The 17,724-nt window shown below is 44.7% G+C and carries 15 protein-coding genes; all 15 read left to right on the plus strand.

The window, feature by feature from the left end; translation table 11 throughout:
• The first annotated feature begins 39 nt into the window (after positions 1 to 39).
• The 15 genes from tsf to dnaE all read left to right on the plus strand — a co-directional run bounded on the left by tsf (position 40) and on the right by dnaE (position 17,702).
• Positions 40 to 885 carry a translation elongation factor Ts gene (gene tsf / locus A142_RS18170; protein ID WP_017630772.1) on the plus strand — a complete coding sequence of 282 codons (846 nt, stop codon included), beginning with the start codon at positions 40 to 42 and terminating at the stop codon, positions 883 to 885.
• A gap of 161 nt (positions 886 to 1,046) precedes the next feature.
• Positions 1,047 to 1,778, plus strand: a complete 732-nt coding sequence (gene pyrH / locus A142_RS18175) for a UMP kinase (RefSeq protein ID WP_017630771.1) — start codon at positions 1,047 to 1,049, stop codon at positions 1,776 to 1,778.
• 98 nt (positions 1,779 to 1,876) lie between these two features.
• A complete protein-coding gene (frr, locus tag A142_RS18180) occupies positions 1,877 to 2,434 on the plus strand; it encodes a ribosome recycling factor (protein WP_017060741.1) in 558 nt (185 codons plus the stop codon).
• A 98-nt stretch (positions 2,435 to 2,532) separates the two neighbouring features.
• A complete protein-coding gene (locus A142_RS18190) occupies positions 2,533 to 3,285 on the plus strand; it encodes an isoprenyl transferase (RefSeq protein ID WP_017063364.1) in 753 nt (250 codons plus the stop codon).
• A gap of 15 nt (positions 3,286 to 3,300) precedes the next feature.
• A complete protein-coding gene (locus A142_RS18195; protein WP_019821608.1) occupies positions 3,301 to 4,143 on the plus strand; it encodes a phosphatidate cytidylyltransferase in 843 nt (280 codons plus the stop codon).
• A gap of 51 nt (positions 4,144 to 4,194) precedes the next feature.
• A complete protein-coding gene (gene ispC, locus A142_RS18200; RefSeq protein ID WP_019821609.1) occupies positions 4,195 to 5,403 on the plus strand; it encodes a 1-deoxy-D-xylulose-5-phosphate reductoisomerase in 1,209 nt (402 codons plus the stop codon).
• Positions 5,400 to 6,758: a sigma E protease regulator RseP gene (rseP, locus tag A142_RS18205; protein ID WP_019821610.1), complete on the plus strand. Its 1,359-nt coding sequence runs from the start codon at positions 5,400 to 5,402 to the stop codon at positions 6,756 to 6,758. The genes ispC and rseP overlap by 4 nt, the downstream gene beginning before the upstream one ends.
• 48 nt (positions 6,759 to 6,806) lie before the next feature.
• A complete protein-coding gene (gene bamA / locus A142_RS18210; protein WP_019821611.1) occupies positions 6,807 to 9,212 on the plus strand; it encodes an outer membrane protein assembly factor BamA in 2,406 nt (801 codons plus the stop codon).
• Positions 9,213 to 9,239: 27 nt separating this feature from the next.
• On the plus strand, positions 9,240 to 9,740 hold the full coding sequence (locus A142_RS18215; RefSeq protein WP_017056311.1) for an OmpH family outer membrane protein: 501 nt from the start codon (positions 9,240 to 9,242) through the stop codon (positions 9,738 to 9,740).
• Positions 9,741 to 9,745: 5 nt separating this feature from the next.
• Positions 9,746 to 10,777 carry a UDP-3-O-(3-hydroxymyristoyl)glucosamine N-acyltransferase gene (lpxD, locus tag A142_RS18220; protein ID WP_019821613.1) on the plus strand — a complete coding sequence of 344 codons (1,032 nt, stop codon included), beginning with the start codon at positions 9,746 to 9,748 and terminating at the stop codon, positions 10,775 to 10,777.
• 93 nt (positions 10,778 to 10,870) lie between these two features.
• Entirely contained in the window at positions 10,871 to 11,323 is a 453-nt protein-coding gene (gene fabZ / locus A142_RS18225) for a 3-hydroxyacyl-ACP dehydratase FabZ (protein WP_009847408.1), read from the plus strand.
• A gap of 1 nt (position 11,324) precedes the next feature.
• Positions 11,325 to 12,113: an acyl-ACP--UDP-N-acetylglucosamine O-acyltransferase gene (gene lpxA / locus A142_RS18230; RefSeq protein WP_019821614.1), complete on the plus strand. Its 789-nt coding sequence runs from the start codon at positions 11,325 to 11,327 to the stop codon at positions 12,111 to 12,113.
• A gap of 129 nt (positions 12,114 to 12,242) precedes the next feature.
• A complete protein-coding gene (gene lpxB / locus A142_RS18235; RefSeq protein ID WP_019821615.1) occupies positions 12,243 to 13,439 on the plus strand; it encodes a lipid-A-disaccharide synthase in 1,197 nt (398 codons plus the stop codon).
• 33 nt (positions 13,440 to 13,472) lie between these two features.
• Positions 13,473 to 14,093: a ribonuclease HII gene (gene rnhB / locus A142_RS18240; protein WP_019821616.1), complete on the plus strand. Its 621-nt coding sequence runs from the start codon at positions 13,473 to 13,475 to the stop codon at positions 14,091 to 14,093.
• A gap of 129 nt (positions 14,094 to 14,222) precedes the next feature.
• Complete coding sequence (gene dnaE / locus A142_RS18245; protein WP_019821617.1) at positions 14,223 to 17,702, plus strand: DNA polymerase III subunit alpha; 3,480 nt, start codon at positions 14,223 to 14,225, stop codon at positions 17,700 to 17,702.
• Positions 17,703 to 17,724 lie beyond the last annotated feature (22 nt).

Genomic DNA, 17,724 nt, shown 5'->3' on the forward strand with positions numbered 1-17,724 from the left:
TGTTTTTTATCTTTTTTAGAATTTACTGAGGAATAGAGAATGGCAACTGTAACTGCAGCTCTAGTTAAAGAACTTCGCGAGCGCACTGGCGCTGGCATGATGGAATGTAAGAAAGCGCTTGTAGAAGCAAACGCTGACATCGAACTAGCAATTGAAAACATGCGTAAGTCTGGCGCAGCGAAAGCAGCTAAGAAAGCTGGTAACGTTGCTGCTGAAGGCGCAATCATCATCAAAGAAGAGAACGGCGTAGCTGCTCTTCTTGAAGTTAACTGCCAAACTGACTTCGTAGCAAAAGATGCTAACTTCACTGCATTCGCAGAAGAAGTTGCAGCTGCTGCAGTAGCTTCTCAAGCAACTGTTGAAGAGCTACAAGCACAGTTCGAAGAGACTCGTGTTGCTCTAGTTGCAAAAATCGGTGAAAACATCAACATCCGTCGCGTACAATACGTTTCAGGTGTTGCACTAGCTTCTTACCGTCACGGTGAGAAAATCGGTGTTGTTGTTGCTGGTGAAGGCGAAGCTGAAACTCTTAAGCACGTTGCAATGCACGTTGCTGCATCACGTCCTGAGTTCCTAAACCCAGAAGACGTACCTGCAGACGTAGTTGCTAAAGAGAAAGCAGTTCAAGTTGAAATCGCTATGAACGAAGGCAAACCAGCTGAAATCGCAGAGAAAATGGTTGTTGGCCGTATGAAGAAATTCACGGGCGAAATCTCTCTAACTGGTCAAGCTTTCATCATGGAGCCTAAGCAAACTGTTGGCGCTATCCTTAAAGAGAAAGGCGCTTCAGTATCTAACTTCGTACGTCTAGAAGTTGGTGAAGGCATCGAGAAAGCAGCTGAAATGAGCTTTGCTGACGAAGTTGCAGCGGTACAAAAAGGTTAATCCTTAGCGTATTGTTTGAAAAGAGACCGTGGCCATTGCTGCGGTCTTTTTATGAATAGTGAATTATTTTTGCTCGCAACGTTAGCTGTTATGAATGCAAACTGAGCTATTCAGTTTTTATCCATGACTGTTAATCATCAACTCTTTGGAAGGTAAACTCCATGACTACGAACCCTAAACCGGCGTATCAACGTATTCTGTTAAAACTTAGCGGTGAAGCACTACAAGGCGAAGAAGGTTTTGGTATTGACCCGACGATCCTTGATCGTATGGCACAAGAAGTGAAAGAATTGGTTGAACTAGGTGTTCAAGTAGGCGTTGTTATCGGTGGCGGTAACCTTTTCCGTGGTGCAGGCCTTGCTGAAGCCGGTATGAACCGCGTTGTTGGTGACCACATGGGTATGCTTGCAACGGTAATGAACGGCCTGGCAATGCGTGACGCTCTTCACCGTGCTTACGTAAACGCACGTGTAATGTCTGCAATCCCTCTTAAAGGTGTGTGTGACGACTACAACTGGGCAGATGCAATCAGCCAATTACGTCAAGGTCGCGTTGTGATCTTCTCTGCTGGTACTGGTAACCCATTCTTCACTACAGATTCTGCTGCATGTCTACGTGGTATCGAAATCGAAGCTGACGTAGTTCTAAAAGCGACAAAAGTAGATGGTGTATTTACTTCTGACCCTGTAGCAAACCCAGACGCAGAGTTGTATGATACGTTGTCTTACAACACGGTTCTTGATAAAGAACTTAAAGTAATGGACTTGGCTGCATTTACGCTAGCACGTGATCACAAAATGCCAATCCGTGTATTTAACATGAATAAACCAGGCGCACTACGTCGCGTGGTTATGGGTGAAACTGAAGGTACATTAATCAGCGACGCTGACTAATTTTTCGGGCTTACTGAGGTGTTATACCTTGGTAAGCTTATCCTTATCACTCCAAATAAAAAGCTTTCTTGAAGAAAGAACATAATCAAGGTGAAATTGTGATTAACGAAATTAAAAAAGACGCTCAAGAGCGCATGGTAAAAAGTGTTGATGCACTAAAAAACAGCCTGCAAAAGATTCGTACAGGCCGTGCGCACCCGAGCCTACTCTCTGGTCTTACTGTTGAGTACTACGGTGCTCCAACGCCTTTGACTCAAGTTGCTAACGTTATCGCTGAAGATGCACGTACACTAGCTATTACAGTGTTTGATAAAACACTGACTCCTCTAGTTGAAAAAGCAATCTTGACATCTGACCTAGGCCTAAACCCTATGTCTGCAGGTACAGTTATCCGTGTACCACTTCCACCGCTAACGGAAGAGCGTCGTAAAGACCTAGTTAAAATCGTTCGTGGCGAAGCTGAAGGTGGCCGTGTTGCTATCCGTAACATCCGTCGTGACGCGAATGGCGATCTAAAAGCACTTCTTAAAGATAAAGAAATCTCTGAAGATGAAGATCGTAAAGCACAAGACGAAATTCAAAAGCTAACTGACGCTGCGGTTAAGAACGTAGACGAAGTTCTAGCTGTTAAAGAAAAAGAGTTGATGGAAGTTTAATTTTCCATATTCTTTTCTTTCCGGAAAAACGCTGTACTCACGGTGCAGCGTTTTTTTATGCTACTCTGTTCGACTATTAGAATTTGATTCACTCTTTTATGCATAATTCTCAAGCGTTCACAGACTCTCTTCCTAAACACATTGCTATCATCATGGATGGTAATGGTCGCTGGGCAAAAGCTCAGGGCAAGCCTCGCGTCTTTGGCCATAAAAACGGTGTTCAAGCCGTTCGTAAAACTATCTCTTCTGCAGCCAGACTTGGCATTAAAGCTGTTACTCTTTTTGCGTTTAGTAGCGAGAACTGGCGTCGTCCTGAAGAAGAAGTCGGTATTTTGATGGAACTGTTTATTTCAGTGCTGTCGAGTGAAGTAAAAAAGCTTCATAAAAATAATCTACAACTTCGTGTTATTGGTGATAAAAGTCGTTTCAATGATCGACTACAAAAGAAGATAGAAGAAGCAGAAGCTTTGACTAGCACCAATACCGGTATGGTTATTAACATTGCGGCTAACTACGGCGGTAAGTGGGATATTCAGCAAGCAATGACTTCTATTGCTCAACAGGTAAAGTCTGGTGATATTAATGTAGATGACATTGATGAAGCTATGATTACACAGCACCTGACGATGGCAGATATTCCTGAAGTCGATCTACTTATCCGCACCAGTGGCGAATGCCGCATTAGTAATTTTATGCTTTGGCAGTTGGCTTACGCCGAAATGTATTTCACTGAACAATTCTGGCCAGACTTTAATGAAGACAGCTTAGTAGAAGCTGTGACTTGGTTTGTAAACCGTGAGCGTCGTTTTGGATGCACCGGTGAGCAAATTAAAGCTCTGATGGACAGTTAATAAGGATTTTTTGGTTTGAAACAACGAATTATTACGGCGTTGATTTTAGCTCCCCTAGTTATTCTAGGTATTTTCGAGTTATCACTTCCCACATTTATTCTTTCACTAGCGGTGATCTCGCTATTGGGTTTTTGGGAGTGGACTCAGTTTGTTGAAAGCAAATCGCGTTATTTAGCTTTGATTCCAACGGTTGTGGTAAGTGCTGCAAGTTTTGCTTTTATCCCTTTTGATGCATTTAGCCTTAATAACTTGTCTACTGCTCACTACGCCATTCTAACTATTGGCTCAATTTGGTGGGTAATCGCGAGTGGTATGGCAGTGACTTATCCTAAGTCTATGCCAGCATGGAAAGACTCTTATCTTCTTCGTCACTCCTTTGGTGTGCTGACTCTGCTGCCATTCTTCTGGAGTGTGGTTATCCTGCGTGCTAACGGTATCGACGTTGATCCTTACCACGGTGCAAAATTGGTTATGTTTGTTTGCTTGCTCGTTTGGGCGGCGGATAGCGGTGCTTATTTTTCAGGAAAGAGTTTTGGTAAGCGTAAAATGGCGCCAGCGGTAAGCCCTAACAAGACTATTGAAGGTCTTATTGGTGGCATCATTACTGCAGTGATCGTGGCTTGGATTTTTGCTGACTTGTTTGATATCCAATTCACAAGTCCTCTTCACATGATTGTTATTACTCTTGTGACCGTCGTTATCTCTGTTCTTGGTGATCTTGTTGAAAGCATGTTTAAACGTGTTTCTGGGGTGAAAGACAGCAGTAATCTGATTCCTGGTCATGGTGGTATACTAGATAGAATAGATAGCTTAACGGCTGCATTCCCTGTCTTTGCTCTGCTTTATTTAGCATTCTAATAAAAAGGGGCAGTGATTCTGCCCTTTATTACATTTCTACGGTCATATGTGATGCGAAATCTAACTATCCTTGGCGCTACCGGCTCAATTGGTGCAAGTACACTAAAAGTCGTTGAGCAAAACCCAGACCTTTATTCAGTCGTTGCACTGGCTGCTGGCTCGAATGTTGAAAAGATGCTGGCGTTAGTGGAAAAGTGGCAACCAAGCTATGTTGCGATGGCTTGCCCTAGTGCAGCGTCTCAGCTGACTGAAGTGTTGTCTTTGGATTACCCAAACATCAAAGTGCTTTCAGGTTCAGAAGGCATGTGTCAGATTGCTTCCCTAGATGAAGTAGACACTGTCATGGCTGCGATTGTTGGCGCAGCAGGCTTGCTTCCTACGATGGCTGCAGTTAAGGCTGGTAAGCGTATTTTACTTGCTAATAAAGAAGCTTTGGTAATGTCTGGGCAGTTATTTATAGACGCCGTGGAAAAGTACGGTGCTGAGCTACTTCCGGTTGATAGTGAACATAATGCTATCTTCCAATGCTTACCTCAAAACGTACAAACTAACTTAGGCCGCTGTGATTTAGAAGAGAACGGAATCAACCATATTCTTTTGACTGGCTCGGGCGGTCCTTTCCGTTATACGGACGTTACAGATCTGGAATCGGTAACACCAGAGCGAGCGATTGCACACCCTAACTGGTCTATGGGCCCTAAGATCTCGGTCGATTCAGCGACTATGATGAACAAAGGCTTAGAGTACATTGAGGCGAAATGGTTATTTAATGCCTCTCAAGAGCAGTTGAAAGTGATTATTCATCCTCAGTCGGTGATTCACTCTATGGTTCAGTACAAGGATGGCTCTGTGCTTGCTCAAATGGGCGAACCGGATATGGCGACGCCAATCGCTTTAACGATGTCTTACCCTGAGCGTACAGAAGCGGGTGTGAAGCCTCTGGATTTCACCAAAGTGGCCGAGCTGACTTTCTTAGAACCAGACTTTAGCCGCTACCCATGTTTAAAATTAGCAATCGAAGCGTGCTACTTAGGTCAGCATGCGACAACCGCAATTAACGCGGCAAACGAAATTGCAGTCGATGCTTTCTTGAATAATCGAGTGAAGTTTACCGATATTGCAGTCATTAACGAGCATGTTATGAGCAAAGTATGTGAACAACATAACTCTGAGGGCTTAGACAGCTTGGAAAGCCTTCTCGAGCTAGATAATATGTCTCGTCAAATAGCCAATCAATTTATTAAAGAGCAGCTAGCATGAGTGGAATTTTGTGGAACTTCGCATCCTTTATTGTAGCGCTTGGTATTCTGGTCGCTGTTCATGAGTTTGGACACTTCTGGGTTGCTCGTCGCTGTGGTGTGAAAGTTGAGAAATTCTCGATTGGTTTTGGTAAATCAATCTGGAGCAAAGTTGGCCGTGATGGTACGGAATACAGCTTGTCAGTCATTCCATTGGGCGGCTACGTTAAGATGCTTGATGGTCGAGTTGATGACCTTTCTGAAGACGAACAACAATATGCTTTTGATAAGAAGCCATTATGGAAAAGAACGGCGATAGTGGGTGCAGGCCCTGCGTTTAACTTTATCTTTGCCGTCTTTGCGTATTGGCTAGTATTTTTGATTGGCGTGCCGGCAGTTAAACCTGTAATCGGTGAAGTCACTCCGCAATCTATTGCTGCACAAGCCGGAATTGAAACTGGAATGGAACTTAAATCTATTTCAGGAATCAAAACCGCAGATTGGGAATCAGTCAATATGGGTTTGATATCACATATAGGTGATCAGTCCATGACTGTAACGGTTTCTTCTCAAGACGATATCGGCTTTGAGCAGCAGATGACATTGGATATTTCTGACTGGTCATTTAACCCAGAAACTGAATCGGCAATGACAACGCTTGGTTTTAGACCGTACTCTCCAGAGATATCGACAGTGCTAGCTCAAGTCATTGATGACGGTGCTGCATACGATGCAGGAGTAGAGGCTGGCGACAAAATTGTTGAGATTAATGGGCAGCCTATTGAACAGTGGCAGTCGGTTGTTGAGTTGATTCGTGCAAATCCAATGACATCATTGGATTTGGTCGTATTGCGAAATGGAGTTGAACAGCCATTAGTTATGACGCCAAAAAGTCGCGAGCTTTCTGATGGTTCTACAATCGGCTATGCGGGTATTGCTCCAGAAGTCGCAGAATGGCCAGAAGATTATCGCTTTGAGTTACAATTTGGTGTAATTGAGTCTGTAGGAAAAGCATTTGATAAAACAGGTCAGATCATTGGATTGACACTGACAATGCTTAAGAAGCTCATCGTTGGTGATGTTGGCTTAAATAACTTGAGTGGCCCGATTTCAATAGCTAAAGGTGCAGGGACAACCGCCGATTACGGTCTGGTTTACTTCTTAGGCTTTTTAGCTCTGATTAGCGTTAACTTGGGGATTATTAATTTGGTTCCGCTGCCTATGCTTGATGGCGGACATTTGCTCTTTTTCGCTATTGAGGCCGTTACTCGTAAACCGGTTCCTGAGAAAGTTCAGGAAATGGGATACAGAGTGGGAGGTGCAATCCTCTTCTCTTTGATGGCTCTGGCAATATTTAATGATTTTACTCGCCTGTGAATGGTTTCTCACAGGCATTGGTAGTAGCAAGGAATAATTAGAATAAGTATGGCGATTAAGCAAATTCTGTTCGCAAGTCTATTAGCCACTAGTGTGGCAGCGAACGGAGCACAAAACTTTGTAGTTCAAGATATCAAGATCGAAGGTTTACAACGTGTTGCACTTGGTGCAGCTCTACTGAAAATGCCAGTGCGTATTGGCGATGAAGTGGATGAAAGCGATGTATCTGAGATCATTCGCGCATTGTATGCTTCGGGTAACTTTGAGGATGTTAAAGTCCTTCGCGATGAAGGTGTTTTAGTTGTTCAAGTCAAAGAACGACCGACCATCGCAAGTATCTCATTCTCGGGCAACAAAGCGATTAAAGAAGAACAGCTTCAACAGAACCTAGATGCATCTGGTGTTCGTGAAGGTGAAGCCCTTGACCGTACTACGCTGAGTAACATTGAGAAAGGCCTTGAAGATTTTTACTACAGTGTTGGTAAGTATAACGCGACAGTAAAAGCGGTTGTGACGCCTTTGCCTCGTAACCGTTCTGACCTTAAGTTTGTGTTTACTGAAGGCGTATCCGCTAAGATTCAGCAGATCAACTTTATCGGTAACGAAGTCTTCACTGATGCAGAATTGCTTAGCCGCTTTAATTTAAATGTAGATGTCGCTTGGTGGAACTTCCTTGCGGATGAAAAATATCAGAAGCAAGTACTGGCTGGTGATATTGAAGCGCTGAAATCTTACTACCTCGACCGTGGTTACCTTAAGTTTAAGGTAGATTCTACTCAGGTGGCGATCTCTCCAGATAAGAAAGGCGTTTATATCACGCTTGGTATTGATGAAGGCGAAGCCTACACCGTTAAAGATGTCGCATTTCGTGGTGAACTTATCGGCCGTGAGGCTGACTTTGAAGCGTTAGTACCATTTGAAGATGGCGATACTTATAACGGTTCATCGGTAACGTCTTTAGAAGAGAACGTAAAACGAATTCTTGGTGAGTCTGGTTATGCCTACCCACAAGTCCGTACTATTCCTGAATTTGACGATGAGACCAAAGAAGTGTCGTTGGTTATCAATGTAGAAGCGGGCAGCCGTATCTATGTTCGTGACATTCGTTTCACGGGGAACAACTCAACGAAAGATGAAGTACTGCGTCGTGAAATGCGTCAGATGGAAGGCAGCTGGCTTAACTCTAAGTCAATTGATACAGGTAAGAGCCGTCTTAACCGTTTAGGTTTCTTTGAAACAGTTGATGTACAAACAGTTCGTGTTCCTGGTAGTGAAGACCAAGTTGATTTGGTTTACAACGTTAAGGAAGCGAACTCGGGCAGCATTAACTTTGGTGTCGGCTACGGTACTGAATCGGGGGTGAGCTTCCAAGTTGGTCTACAACAAGACAACTTTGCAGGTTCTGGTAACCGTGTTGGTGTAAGTGCCATGATGAACGATTACCAAAAGAACGTGAGCTTAGACTACCGCGACCCATACTGGAACCTTGATGGTGTGAGTTTAGGCGGTAAGATTTTTTACAACGAATTTGAAGCATCTGAAGCGGGTATCGTCGACTATACCAACCAAAGTTATGGTACGAGCTTAACATGGGGTTTCCCTATGGATGAGCTGAACCGTATCGAGTTTGGTGTGGGTTACACGCACAACAAGATCGGTAACGTACCGACTTATATCCAAGTTGAACAGTTCGCGAGAAGTATCGACCAATACGGTGACGAGCACATCTTAACCGATGACTTCGATATCAATATTTCATGGACGCGTAACAATTTGAACCGTGGTTTCTTCCCAACTGAGGGTAACCACCAACGTGCTTTCGCTAAAATGACGGTACCAGGCTCTGATGCTCAGTACTTCAAAATGCAGTACGATGTAAAACATTACATCCCGCTGACCAAAAAGCATGAGTTCACACTATTGATGCGTGGCCGATTAGGCTATGGTAATGGTTATGGTCAAACGGATGGTAACGATAACTTGTTCCCATTCTACGAGAACTACTATGCGGGTGGTTTTACAACCCTACGTGGTTTTGGCTCTAACTCGGCAGGTCCGAAGGCCGTTTACGGAAGCAGCACGGGTAACAACCCAACCTACGATACCGCTACGGATGATTCAGTAGGTGGTAACGCGGTTGCCTTGGCAAGTTTAGAGTTAATCGTACCTACGCCGTTTGCTTCTGATGAAGCACGTAGCCAAATTCGTACCAGTGTCTTCTTCGATATGGCAAGTGTATGGGATACCGAGTTCGTAGACCGTGGCGCACCTAACAGTGGCGGCCAGTACTACTACGATTACTCTGATCCAACGAATTACCGTTCATCTTATGGTGCAGCCCTTCAATGGATGTCACCGATGGGCCCACTGGTTTTCTCTCTAGCGAAACCAATTAAAATTTACGAAGGTGATGATGAGGAATTCTTCACATTTACCATTGGTAGAACTTTCTAATATTTAAAGGACAATATTTTGAAAAATATGATTAAAGCAGCAGGTTTAGGCCTTGTAGTTCTTAGCTCTTCTTTCTTTGCAACAGCTGCTGAAGCTGCGCAAAAAGTGGGTTATGTAAACACTGCACAAGTATTCCAGGCTCTACCTCAGCGTGAAGTTGTTCTTCAAAAAATGCAGGAAGAGTTCAAAGACAAAGCAGCTGAGCTACAGAGCATTCAAGCTGAAGCAAAAACGAAGATTGAAAAGCTTAAGCGTGATGGCGAGCTACTGGGTCCTGACGAAGTTGAGAAGCTACGTATCGAAGTAGGCCAACTAGACAGCAAGTACAAAATCAAAGCTCAAGCACTAGAAAAAGCAAGCCAACGTCGTGAAGCACAAGAGAAGCAGAAGCTATTCAAAGTGATTCAAGATGCTGTAACGAAAGTTGCAGAGAAAGAAGGCTACGACATGATCGTTGATATTCAAGCTCTGCAATACGGCAAGCCAGAATACAACATCTCTGAGAAAGTAATTAAAGCACTGAAATAAGTTTTATGAAGAATCTGACTTTAGCCGAATTGGCAACGATTACCGGGGGAGAGCTACACGGTGATGGTACTATTACCGTTTCAGCAGTCGCTCCTATGGATAAAGCGCAAGAAGGTAACATTACGTTCCTTTCTAACGTGAAGTACAGCAAGCACCTAGGTGACTGTAAAGCATCTGCTATTATGGTTAAAGAGAGTGAGCGCGAACTGTGTAAGACCAACGTTATTGTGGTTAGTGACCCTTACGTTGCTTTTGCTAAGGTTGCTCAAGCGCTTGATACTACTCCTGCACCCGCAGCGGCTATTGCTGATTCTGCTTCAATATCTAGTGATGCAACCATTGGACAAAATGTGTCTATTGGTGCGAACGCTGTAATTGAGTCTGGTGTAGTACTTAGTGATGATGTGATCATCGGCGCTGGATGCTTTATTGGTAAAAACGCAAAAATTGGCACCGGCACTAAGCTGTGGGCTAACGTAAGTGTTTACCATGAAGTTGTGATTGGTGAAGCATGTTTGATTCAATCAAGCACTGTCATTGGTTCTGATGGCTTTGGTTATGCGAATGAGAAAGGTGAGTGGGTTAAGATTCCGCAAGTCGGTTCAGTTCGTATTGGTAACCGCGTAGAAATTGGCGCGTGTACCACCATCGACCGCGGCGCATTAGATGACACGATCATTGAAGATAACGTTATCCTAGATAACCAACTTCAGATTGCTCACAATGTTCACATCGGATATGGTTCTGCTCTTGCGGGTGGTACTATCATTGCTGGCAGCACGACGATAGGTAAGTACTGTATTATTGGTGGTGGCAGTGTGATTAATGGTCACATAGAAGTTACTGATGGCGTTACAATCACCGGCATGGGAATGGTAATGCGCAGCATCACTGAGAAAGGCATGTACTCTTCGGGTATTCCTTTACAGCCAAACAAAGATTGGCGTAAAACAGCAACGCGTGTTCATCGTATTGATGAAATGAACAAGCGTTTGAAAACCGTTGAAAAACTTATCGAGAAGAGCGCGGAATCATAATTCCAGCATTTCTAATAAAAGGCTCGCGTACAGCGAGTCTTTTTCGTTTATAATCCTTCTAATTAAATAAAGAATATACATAGGAATACGACTTTGACTACTGAACAGACAACGATGAACATTACTGAAATTCAGGAACTATTACCTCATCGCTACCCATTCTTAATGGTTGATCGTGTGACTAGCTTTGAAAAAGAAAAAACACTGACCGCAATTAAGAATGTCTCAGTTAACGAACCTCAGTTCACAGGCCACTTCCCTCAGCTTCCTGTATTCCCAGGCGTGTTGATCTTAGAAGCAATGGCACAAGCAACAGGCCTTCTAGCATTTAAATCTTTCGGCGCGCCTTCTGGCAACGAGCTGTACTACTTTGCTAGCGTAGATAAAGCTAAATTCCGTAAGCCAGTAGTACCAGGTGACCAACTGGTTATCGAAGTTGAATTCTTAAAAGAGCGTCGTGGCATCGCATCGTTTAATGGTGTTGCTAAAGTTGACGGCGTAGTTGTATGTTCAGCTGAACTTAAATGTGCTCGTAGAGAGTTTTAATATGATTCATGAAACAGCGAAAATTCACCCGGCAGCAGTAATCGAAGGTGATGTCACTATCGGTGCTAACGTGACCGTTGGGCCTTTCACTTACATTGCTGGTAACGTGACAATTGGTGACGACACAGAAATCATGTCGCATGTTGTGATCAAAGGTCACACCACTATTGGCAAAGAAAACCGTATCTTCCCACATGCTGTTATTGGTGAAGAAAACCAAGACAAGAAATACGGTGGCGAAGAGACAACAGTTGTGATCGGTGATCGCAACGTGATCCGTGAAGCGGTTCAAATCCACCGTGGTACGGTTCAAGATAAAGCAACAACTGTGATTGGTGATGACAACTTACTTTGTGTTAATGCTCACGTAGCACACGATGTTATTGTTGGTAATCATACTCATATTGGTAACAACGCTATCCTTGGCGGTCACGTAACGGTTGGCGATTATGCTGGTGTAATGGCGCTTTCTGCGATTCACCCATTCTGTTCGATTGGTGCTTACGCTTACATTGGTGGCTGTTCTGCTGTAGTTCAAGATGTACTGCCGTACGTGCTTGCACAGGGTAACCATGCGGCTCCATTCGGTCTTAACCTAGTAGGCCTGAAGCGTAACGGATTTGAGAAACCTGAAATTCGCGCACTACAGAAAGCGTACAAAGAGTTATACCGTTCAGGTAAAACACTTGAAGAAGCGAAAGCGGCTTTAGTTGAAATGGCAAAAGAGTTTACTTCGGTAGTTCCTATGCTAGAAATGCTAGAGAGCTCTGAGCGCGGTATTATTCGTTAATACTTGATGTGGTTATGTACCAATCAATGTGAGTATGACAATAATTACTTCATCAGAATGGTATAACAAAAAGATCGCTACTCGTTAGGCGGTCTTTTTTGTTTTAGGCAAGAAGGGAATTGGAAAACTATGGCACAGCAAGAAGCAGCAACCAATAGCTCGGACTTCGTTTCGAATGAACCACTGCGCGTAGGCATTGTTGTCGGCGAACTGTCTGGCGACACGCTTGGTGAAGGCTTTATCAAAGCGATCAAATTACAGTACCCGAATGCTGAGTTCGTTGGCATTGGTGGACCGAAAATGAAGGCGCTTGGTTGTGAGTCTCTTTTCGAGATGGAAGAGTTGGCCGTTATGGGGTTAGTTGAAGTGCTTGGCCGTTTACCTCGTCTGCTAAAAGTAAAAGCGGAGCTGGTAAAGTATTTCACTCAAAACCCGCCAGATGTGTTTGTGGGTATCGATGCGCCTGACTTCAACCTAAGACTTGAACTCGATCTTAAGAACGCGGGTATTAAAACGGTGCATTACGTGAGCCCTTCAGTATGGGCTTGGCGTCCAAAGCGTATCTTTAAAATCGACAAAGCAACCGACCTAGTATTGGCTTTCTTGCCGTTCGAAAAAGCGTTTTATGATAAATATAACGTTGCCTGCGAGTTTGTTGGTCACACGTTGGCTGACGCAATTCCTTTAGAACCAAGTAAACAAGATGCGCGAGAGTTGTTGGGGCTTGAGCAAGACAAGCAGTGGTTAGCCGTATTGCCAGGCAGCCGTGGCGGTGAGATGGGTTTGATTGCTCAACCATTTATCGAAACTTGCCAACGCATTAAGCAAAAATACCCTGATATCAATTTTGTTGTTGCGCTCGTGAATGAGCAGCGCAAAAAGCAGTTTACTGAAATCTGGCAAGCAACAGCGCCTGAGCTTGAATTCACGTTAGTCGAAGATACGGCAACCAACGTGATTACCGCTGCTGACTCTGTGCTTCTGGCTTCCGGCACAGTGGCTCTTGAGTGTATGTTACTGAAGCGCCCAATGGTCGTTGGCTACAAAGTGAATAAACTGACAGGTTACATTGTGAAGAAGCTAGCAATCACTGAGTTCGTATCACTGCCGAATATTCTGGCTGGTGAAGAGATCGTGAAAGAGCATATTCTTGAAGAGTGCCACCCAGACTTCTTGTTCCCATCTGTCGATAAGATGCTATCAGCCGATAATAGTGCATTGATCGAACGTTTTACCGAGATGCATCACTGGATACGCAAAGACGCAGACAAACAAGCCGCTAATGCGGTATTGAAATTGATTGACCGACCTTTTGTTGAAGCATAAAGCGCTTACTTACAGAACATTAAGAGATTAGTTATGGCAGTAAAAGAGAAAAAAGAGCTTCCTCCATTTGAGTATCCGCAAGGCTACCAGCTGTTTGCTGGTGTGGATGAAGTAGGCCGTGGTCCTTTGGTTGGCGATGTGGTGACCGCTGCGGTTATCCTCGATCCAAACAACCCAATCGAAGGCTTGAACGACTCAAAGAAATTATCTGAGAAAAAGCGCCTAGCTCTGCTTCCAGAAATTAAAGAGAAAGCTCTGGCATGGTCTGTTGGTCGTTGTTCTCCACAAGAAATCGATGAGTTGAATATTCTGCAGGCGACTATGGTCGCTATGCAGCGAGCTATTGCAGGATTGAGTGTTCAACCTGATATAGCCCTAATAGATGGAAACCGTGTCCCAGAACTGCCAATGGACGGTCTTGCTATTGTAAAGGGCGATTTACGAGTAGCAGAGATCAGTGCGGCGTCTATTATCGCTAAAGTGGTTCGTGACCAAGAGATGGAAGAACTCGACAAGCTGCATCCAGAGTTTGGTTTTGCGAAACACAAAGGTTACCCAACTAAAGCGCATTTTGAAGCGATTGAAAAGCATGGTGTTACCGAGCATTACCGTAAGAGCTTTAAGCCAGTAAAGCGTATTCTAGACATTGATTAAGCTCTATATAGACTAGAGCTTTACGTTAACTAGAGCTTAGCATCGAATAAAGTTGCTTACTTGCGTCAGAAAAAAATAGAATACACACAGTTGTAATCCTAGGCTCAAACCTAGAACTCAGGAAAAATAATGTCAGATCCAAAATTTGTTCACCTACGCGTACACAGTGACTTTTCGATGGTGGATGGCCTATCTAAGGTGCCACCATTAGTTAAAAAAGTCGCTGAGATGGGTATGCCTGCTCTAGCACTTACCGACTTTACCAACTTGTGTGGTTTGGTGAAGTTTTACGGTACTGCCCATGGGTGTGGGGTTAAACCAATTATTGGTGCTGACTTCTTGATGCAGTCTCCGGAATTCGGTGACGAGTTGACCAAACTCACTGTTATTGCGACGGACAATAAAGGTTATAACAATCTAACGCTGCTTATCTCGAAAGCTTACCTTCGTGGTCATGTTCAGCATCAGCCTGTTATTGATAAAGAGTGGCTAATTGAGAATGCAGAAGGCCTGATCATTCTATCGGGTGCTAAAGAAGGTGAGATTGGTAAGGCGTTACTGAAAGGTAACCGTGAGTTGGTTGCAAGTAGCGTCGAGTTTTACAAAACGTACTTCGCCGATCGTTTTTATTTGGAATTGATTCGTACCGGACGGCCGGACGAAGAGTCATACTTGCACTTTGCGCTAGAGCTTGCTGAGCAAGAAGACCTGCCTGTTGTTGCAACCAACGAAGTGGTTTTCCTAACCGAAGACCTGTTTGATGCTCATGAAATCCGCGTGGCTATCCACGATGGTTTCACTATGGTCGATCCTCGTCGTCCTAAGAACTACAGCGCTCAGCAATATCTACGTAGTGAAGAAGAGATGTGTGAGTTGTTCTCAGACATTCCAGAAGCGCTAGAGAACAGTGTTGAGATTGCCAAGCGTTGTAACGTTACGGTTCGTTTGGGTGAATACTTCCTGCCTAACTTCCCTACGGAAGGTTTGGCGATTGAAGACTTCCTGATCAAGAAGTCAGAAGAAGGCCTTGAGCGACGTTTAGCATTCCTATTCCCTGATGAAAAAGTTCGTGCTGAGCGTAGGCCTGAATACGATGAGCGACTCAAGATCGAGCTCGAAGTTGTCAATAACATGGGTTTCCCAGGTTATTTCTTGATCGTAATGGAGTTCATCCAGTGGTCAAAAGACAACGATGTGCCAGTAGGCCCTGGCCGTGGTTCTGGTGCCGGTTCTCTTGTGGCTTACGCCTTAGATATCACCGACCTCGATCCACTTGAATACGATCTACTTTTCGAACGTTTCTTGAACCCAGAACGTGTCTCGATGCCCGATTTCGATATCGACTTCTGTATGGATAAGCGTGACCAAGTTATTGATCACGTTGCTGAAATGTACGGTCGTGATGCGGTATCTCAGATTATCACCTTTGGTACTATGGCAGCGAAAGCGGTAATCCGCGACGTAGGCCGTGTACTGGGTCACCCGTTTGGTTTCGTCGATCGAATTTCAAAGCTTGTACCGCCAGATCCGGGTATGACGCTAGAGAAAGCATTCCTTGCTGAACCTGCATTGCCAGAGCTTTACGATGGCGATGAAGAAGTTCGTGAGCTGATTGATAAGTGTCGCATCCTTGAAGGTTGTACGCGAAATGCCGGTAAGCACGCGGGTGGTGTTGTTATCTCACCCACCACGATCACCGATTTTGCGCCAATCTATGCCGACGCAGAAGGTAACTTCCCGGTAACGCAATTCGATAAGAATGACGTTGAAACCGCTGGTTTGGTTAAGTTCGACTTCTTGGGTCTACGCACCCTGACCATCATCGATTGGGCGTTGGGCCTCGTAAACCCTCGCCTGAAGAAAGAGGGTAAAGAGCCGGTTCGTATCGAGTCGATCCCTCTGGATGATCAAGCGTCATTTAACCTATTACAAAACTCTGAAACCACCGCGGTATTCCAGCTGGAATCGCGTGGTATGAAAGACCTGATCAAACGTCTCCAACCGGACTGTTTTGAAGATATTATCGCATTGGTAGCCCTATTCCGCCCGGGTCCTCTGCAATCAGGCATGGTAGATAACTTTATCGACCGTAAGCACGGCCGAGAAGCTGTTTCGTATCCTGATGAAACGTGGCAGCACGAATCGCTTAAAGAGACACTAGAACCTACGTACGGCATCATCCTGTACCAAGAACAGGTAATGCAAATCGCTCAGATCCTTGCTGGCTATACGCTTGGCGGAGCGGATATGTTGCGTCGTGCGATGGGTAAGAAAAAGCCAGAAGAGATGGCAAAGCAGCGTGGTACCTTTAAAGAGGGGGCTGAAGCCAATGGTGTTGATGGCGAACTGGCCATGAAGATCTTTGACTTGGTAGAGAAATTTGCGGGCTACGGCTTTAACAAATCTCACTCCGCAGCGTACGCACTGGTTTCTTATCAAACGCTATGGCTGAAAACGCACTACCCAGCGGAATTTATGGCTGCGGTAATGACGGCAGATATGGATAACACCGAGAAGGTTATCGGCCTTGTTGATGAATGTTTCCGTATGAAGCTCAAGCTTTTGCCACCAGATATCAACTCAGGTCTATACCGTTTCAACGTCGATGAAGATGGCGCGATTGTTTATGGTATCGGCGCGATCAAAGGGGTGGGTGAAGGCCCTATCGAAGCGATCATCGAAGCGCGAAATAAGGGTGGTTACTTTAAAGACTTATTCGACTTCTGTGCACGCCTTGATCTGAAGAAGGTTAATAAACGTGTTATCGAAAAGTTGATTCTATCCGGAGCCTTAGATAGATTAGGTCCTCACCGAGCGGCGATGATGGCATCTTTGAAAGATGCGGTGAAGGCGGCGAGCCAACATCACCATGCCGAGTCTTTTGGTCAATCTGATATGTTTGGTGTGTTGACCGACGCTCCGGAAGAGGTTGAGCACAAGTATACCCAAGTGCCTAAATGGCCTGAGAAGGTTTGGCTTGAGGGTGAGCGTGAAACGCTTGGCTTGTATTTAACGGGTCACCCGGTTAACGCTTACATCAAAGAGTTAGCGAAATACACCAGCTGTCGTTTGAAAGATGCCACGCCAACGCGTCGTGACCAATCACTAACGATTGCCGGTTTGGTGATTGCAGCGAGAGTGATGACCACTAAGCGTGGTACGCGAATCGGTTTGATGACACTTGATGATCGATCAGGCCGAATGGAAGTGATGTTGTTCTCGGATGCGCTCGATCGCTACGCAGAACTGCTCGAAAAAGACAAAATTGTGGTCGTTTCCGGACAGGTCAGCTTTGATGATTTCAATGGCGGGCTTAAAATGTCCGCGCGCGAGGTCATGGACTTAGGAAGCGCCCGTGAGAAATATGCTCGTGGGGTGTCGATATCTATCGACCAATCCCAAATTAACGGTCAATTTTTTGAACGCTTTAGTCAAATCTTAGAACCTTATAGAGCCGGAACGGTCCCAGTCAATGTATACTACCAGCGTGCCGACGCTAGAGCGCGGTTAACATTGGGCACAGAATGGCGCGTGACGCCAAGTGATACATTGCTAGACGAATTAAAACAGCTGCTTGGAAATAGCCAAGTAGAACTCGAATTTAACTAAAATTTAGCTTCGCGAATGCGGA

This window comes from Vibrio splendidus 12E03 (assembly GCF_000272105.2).
Classification (GTDB): Bacteria; Pseudomonadota; Gammaproteobacteria; order Enterobacterales; family Vibrionaceae; genus Vibrio; species Vibrio splendidus_I.

What these genes read in the sequence shown, in the direction of transcription:
- tsf (WP_017630772.1), top strand. Translation starts at nt 40, where the DNA reads ATGGCAACTGTAACTGCAGCTCTAGTTAAAGAACTTCGCGAGCGCACT.
- pyrH (WP_017630771.1), top strand. Translation starts at nt 1,047, where the DNA reads ATGACTACGAACCCTAAACCGGCGTATCAACGTATTCTGTTAAAACTT.
- A142_RS18190 (WP_017063364.1), top strand. Translation starts at nt 2,533, where the DNA reads ATGCATAATTCTCAAGCGTTCACAGACTCTCTTCCTAAACACATTGCT.
- ispC (WP_019821609.1), top strand. Translation starts at nt 4,195, where the DNA reads ATGCGAAATCTAACTATCCTTGGCGCTACCGGCTCAATTGGTGCAAGT.
- rseP (WP_019821610.1), top strand. Translation starts at nt 5,400, where the DNA reads ATGAGTGGAATTTTGTGGAACTTCGCATCCTTTATTGTAGCGCTTGGT.
- bamA (WP_019821611.1), top strand. Translation starts at nt 6,807, where the DNA reads ATGGCGATTAAGCAAATTCTGTTCGCAAGTCTATTAGCCACTAGTGTG.
- A142_RS18215 (WP_017056311.1), top strand. Translation starts at nt 9,240, where the DNA reads ATGATTAAAGCAGCAGGTTTAGGCCTTGTAGTTCTTAGCTCTTCTTTC.
- lpxD (WP_019821613.1), top strand. Translation starts at nt 9,746, where the DNA reads ATGAAGAATCTGACTTTAGCCGAATTGGCAACGATTACCGGGGGAGAG.
- lpxA (WP_019821614.1), top strand. Translation starts at nt 11,325, where the DNA reads ATGATTCATGAAACAGCGAAAATTCACCCGGCAGCAGTAATCGAAGGT.
- lpxB (WP_019821615.1), top strand. Translation starts at nt 12,243, where the DNA reads ATGGCACAGCAAGAAGCAGCAACCAATAGCTCGGACTTCGTTTCGAAT.
- rnhB (WP_019821616.1), top strand. Translation starts at nt 13,473, where the DNA reads ATGGCAGTAAAAGAGAAAAAAGAGCTTCCTCCATTTGAGTATCCGCAA.
- dnaE (WP_019821617.1), top strand. Translation starts at nt 14,223, where the DNA reads ATGTCAGATCCAAAATTTGTTCACCTACGCGTACACAGTGACTTTTCG.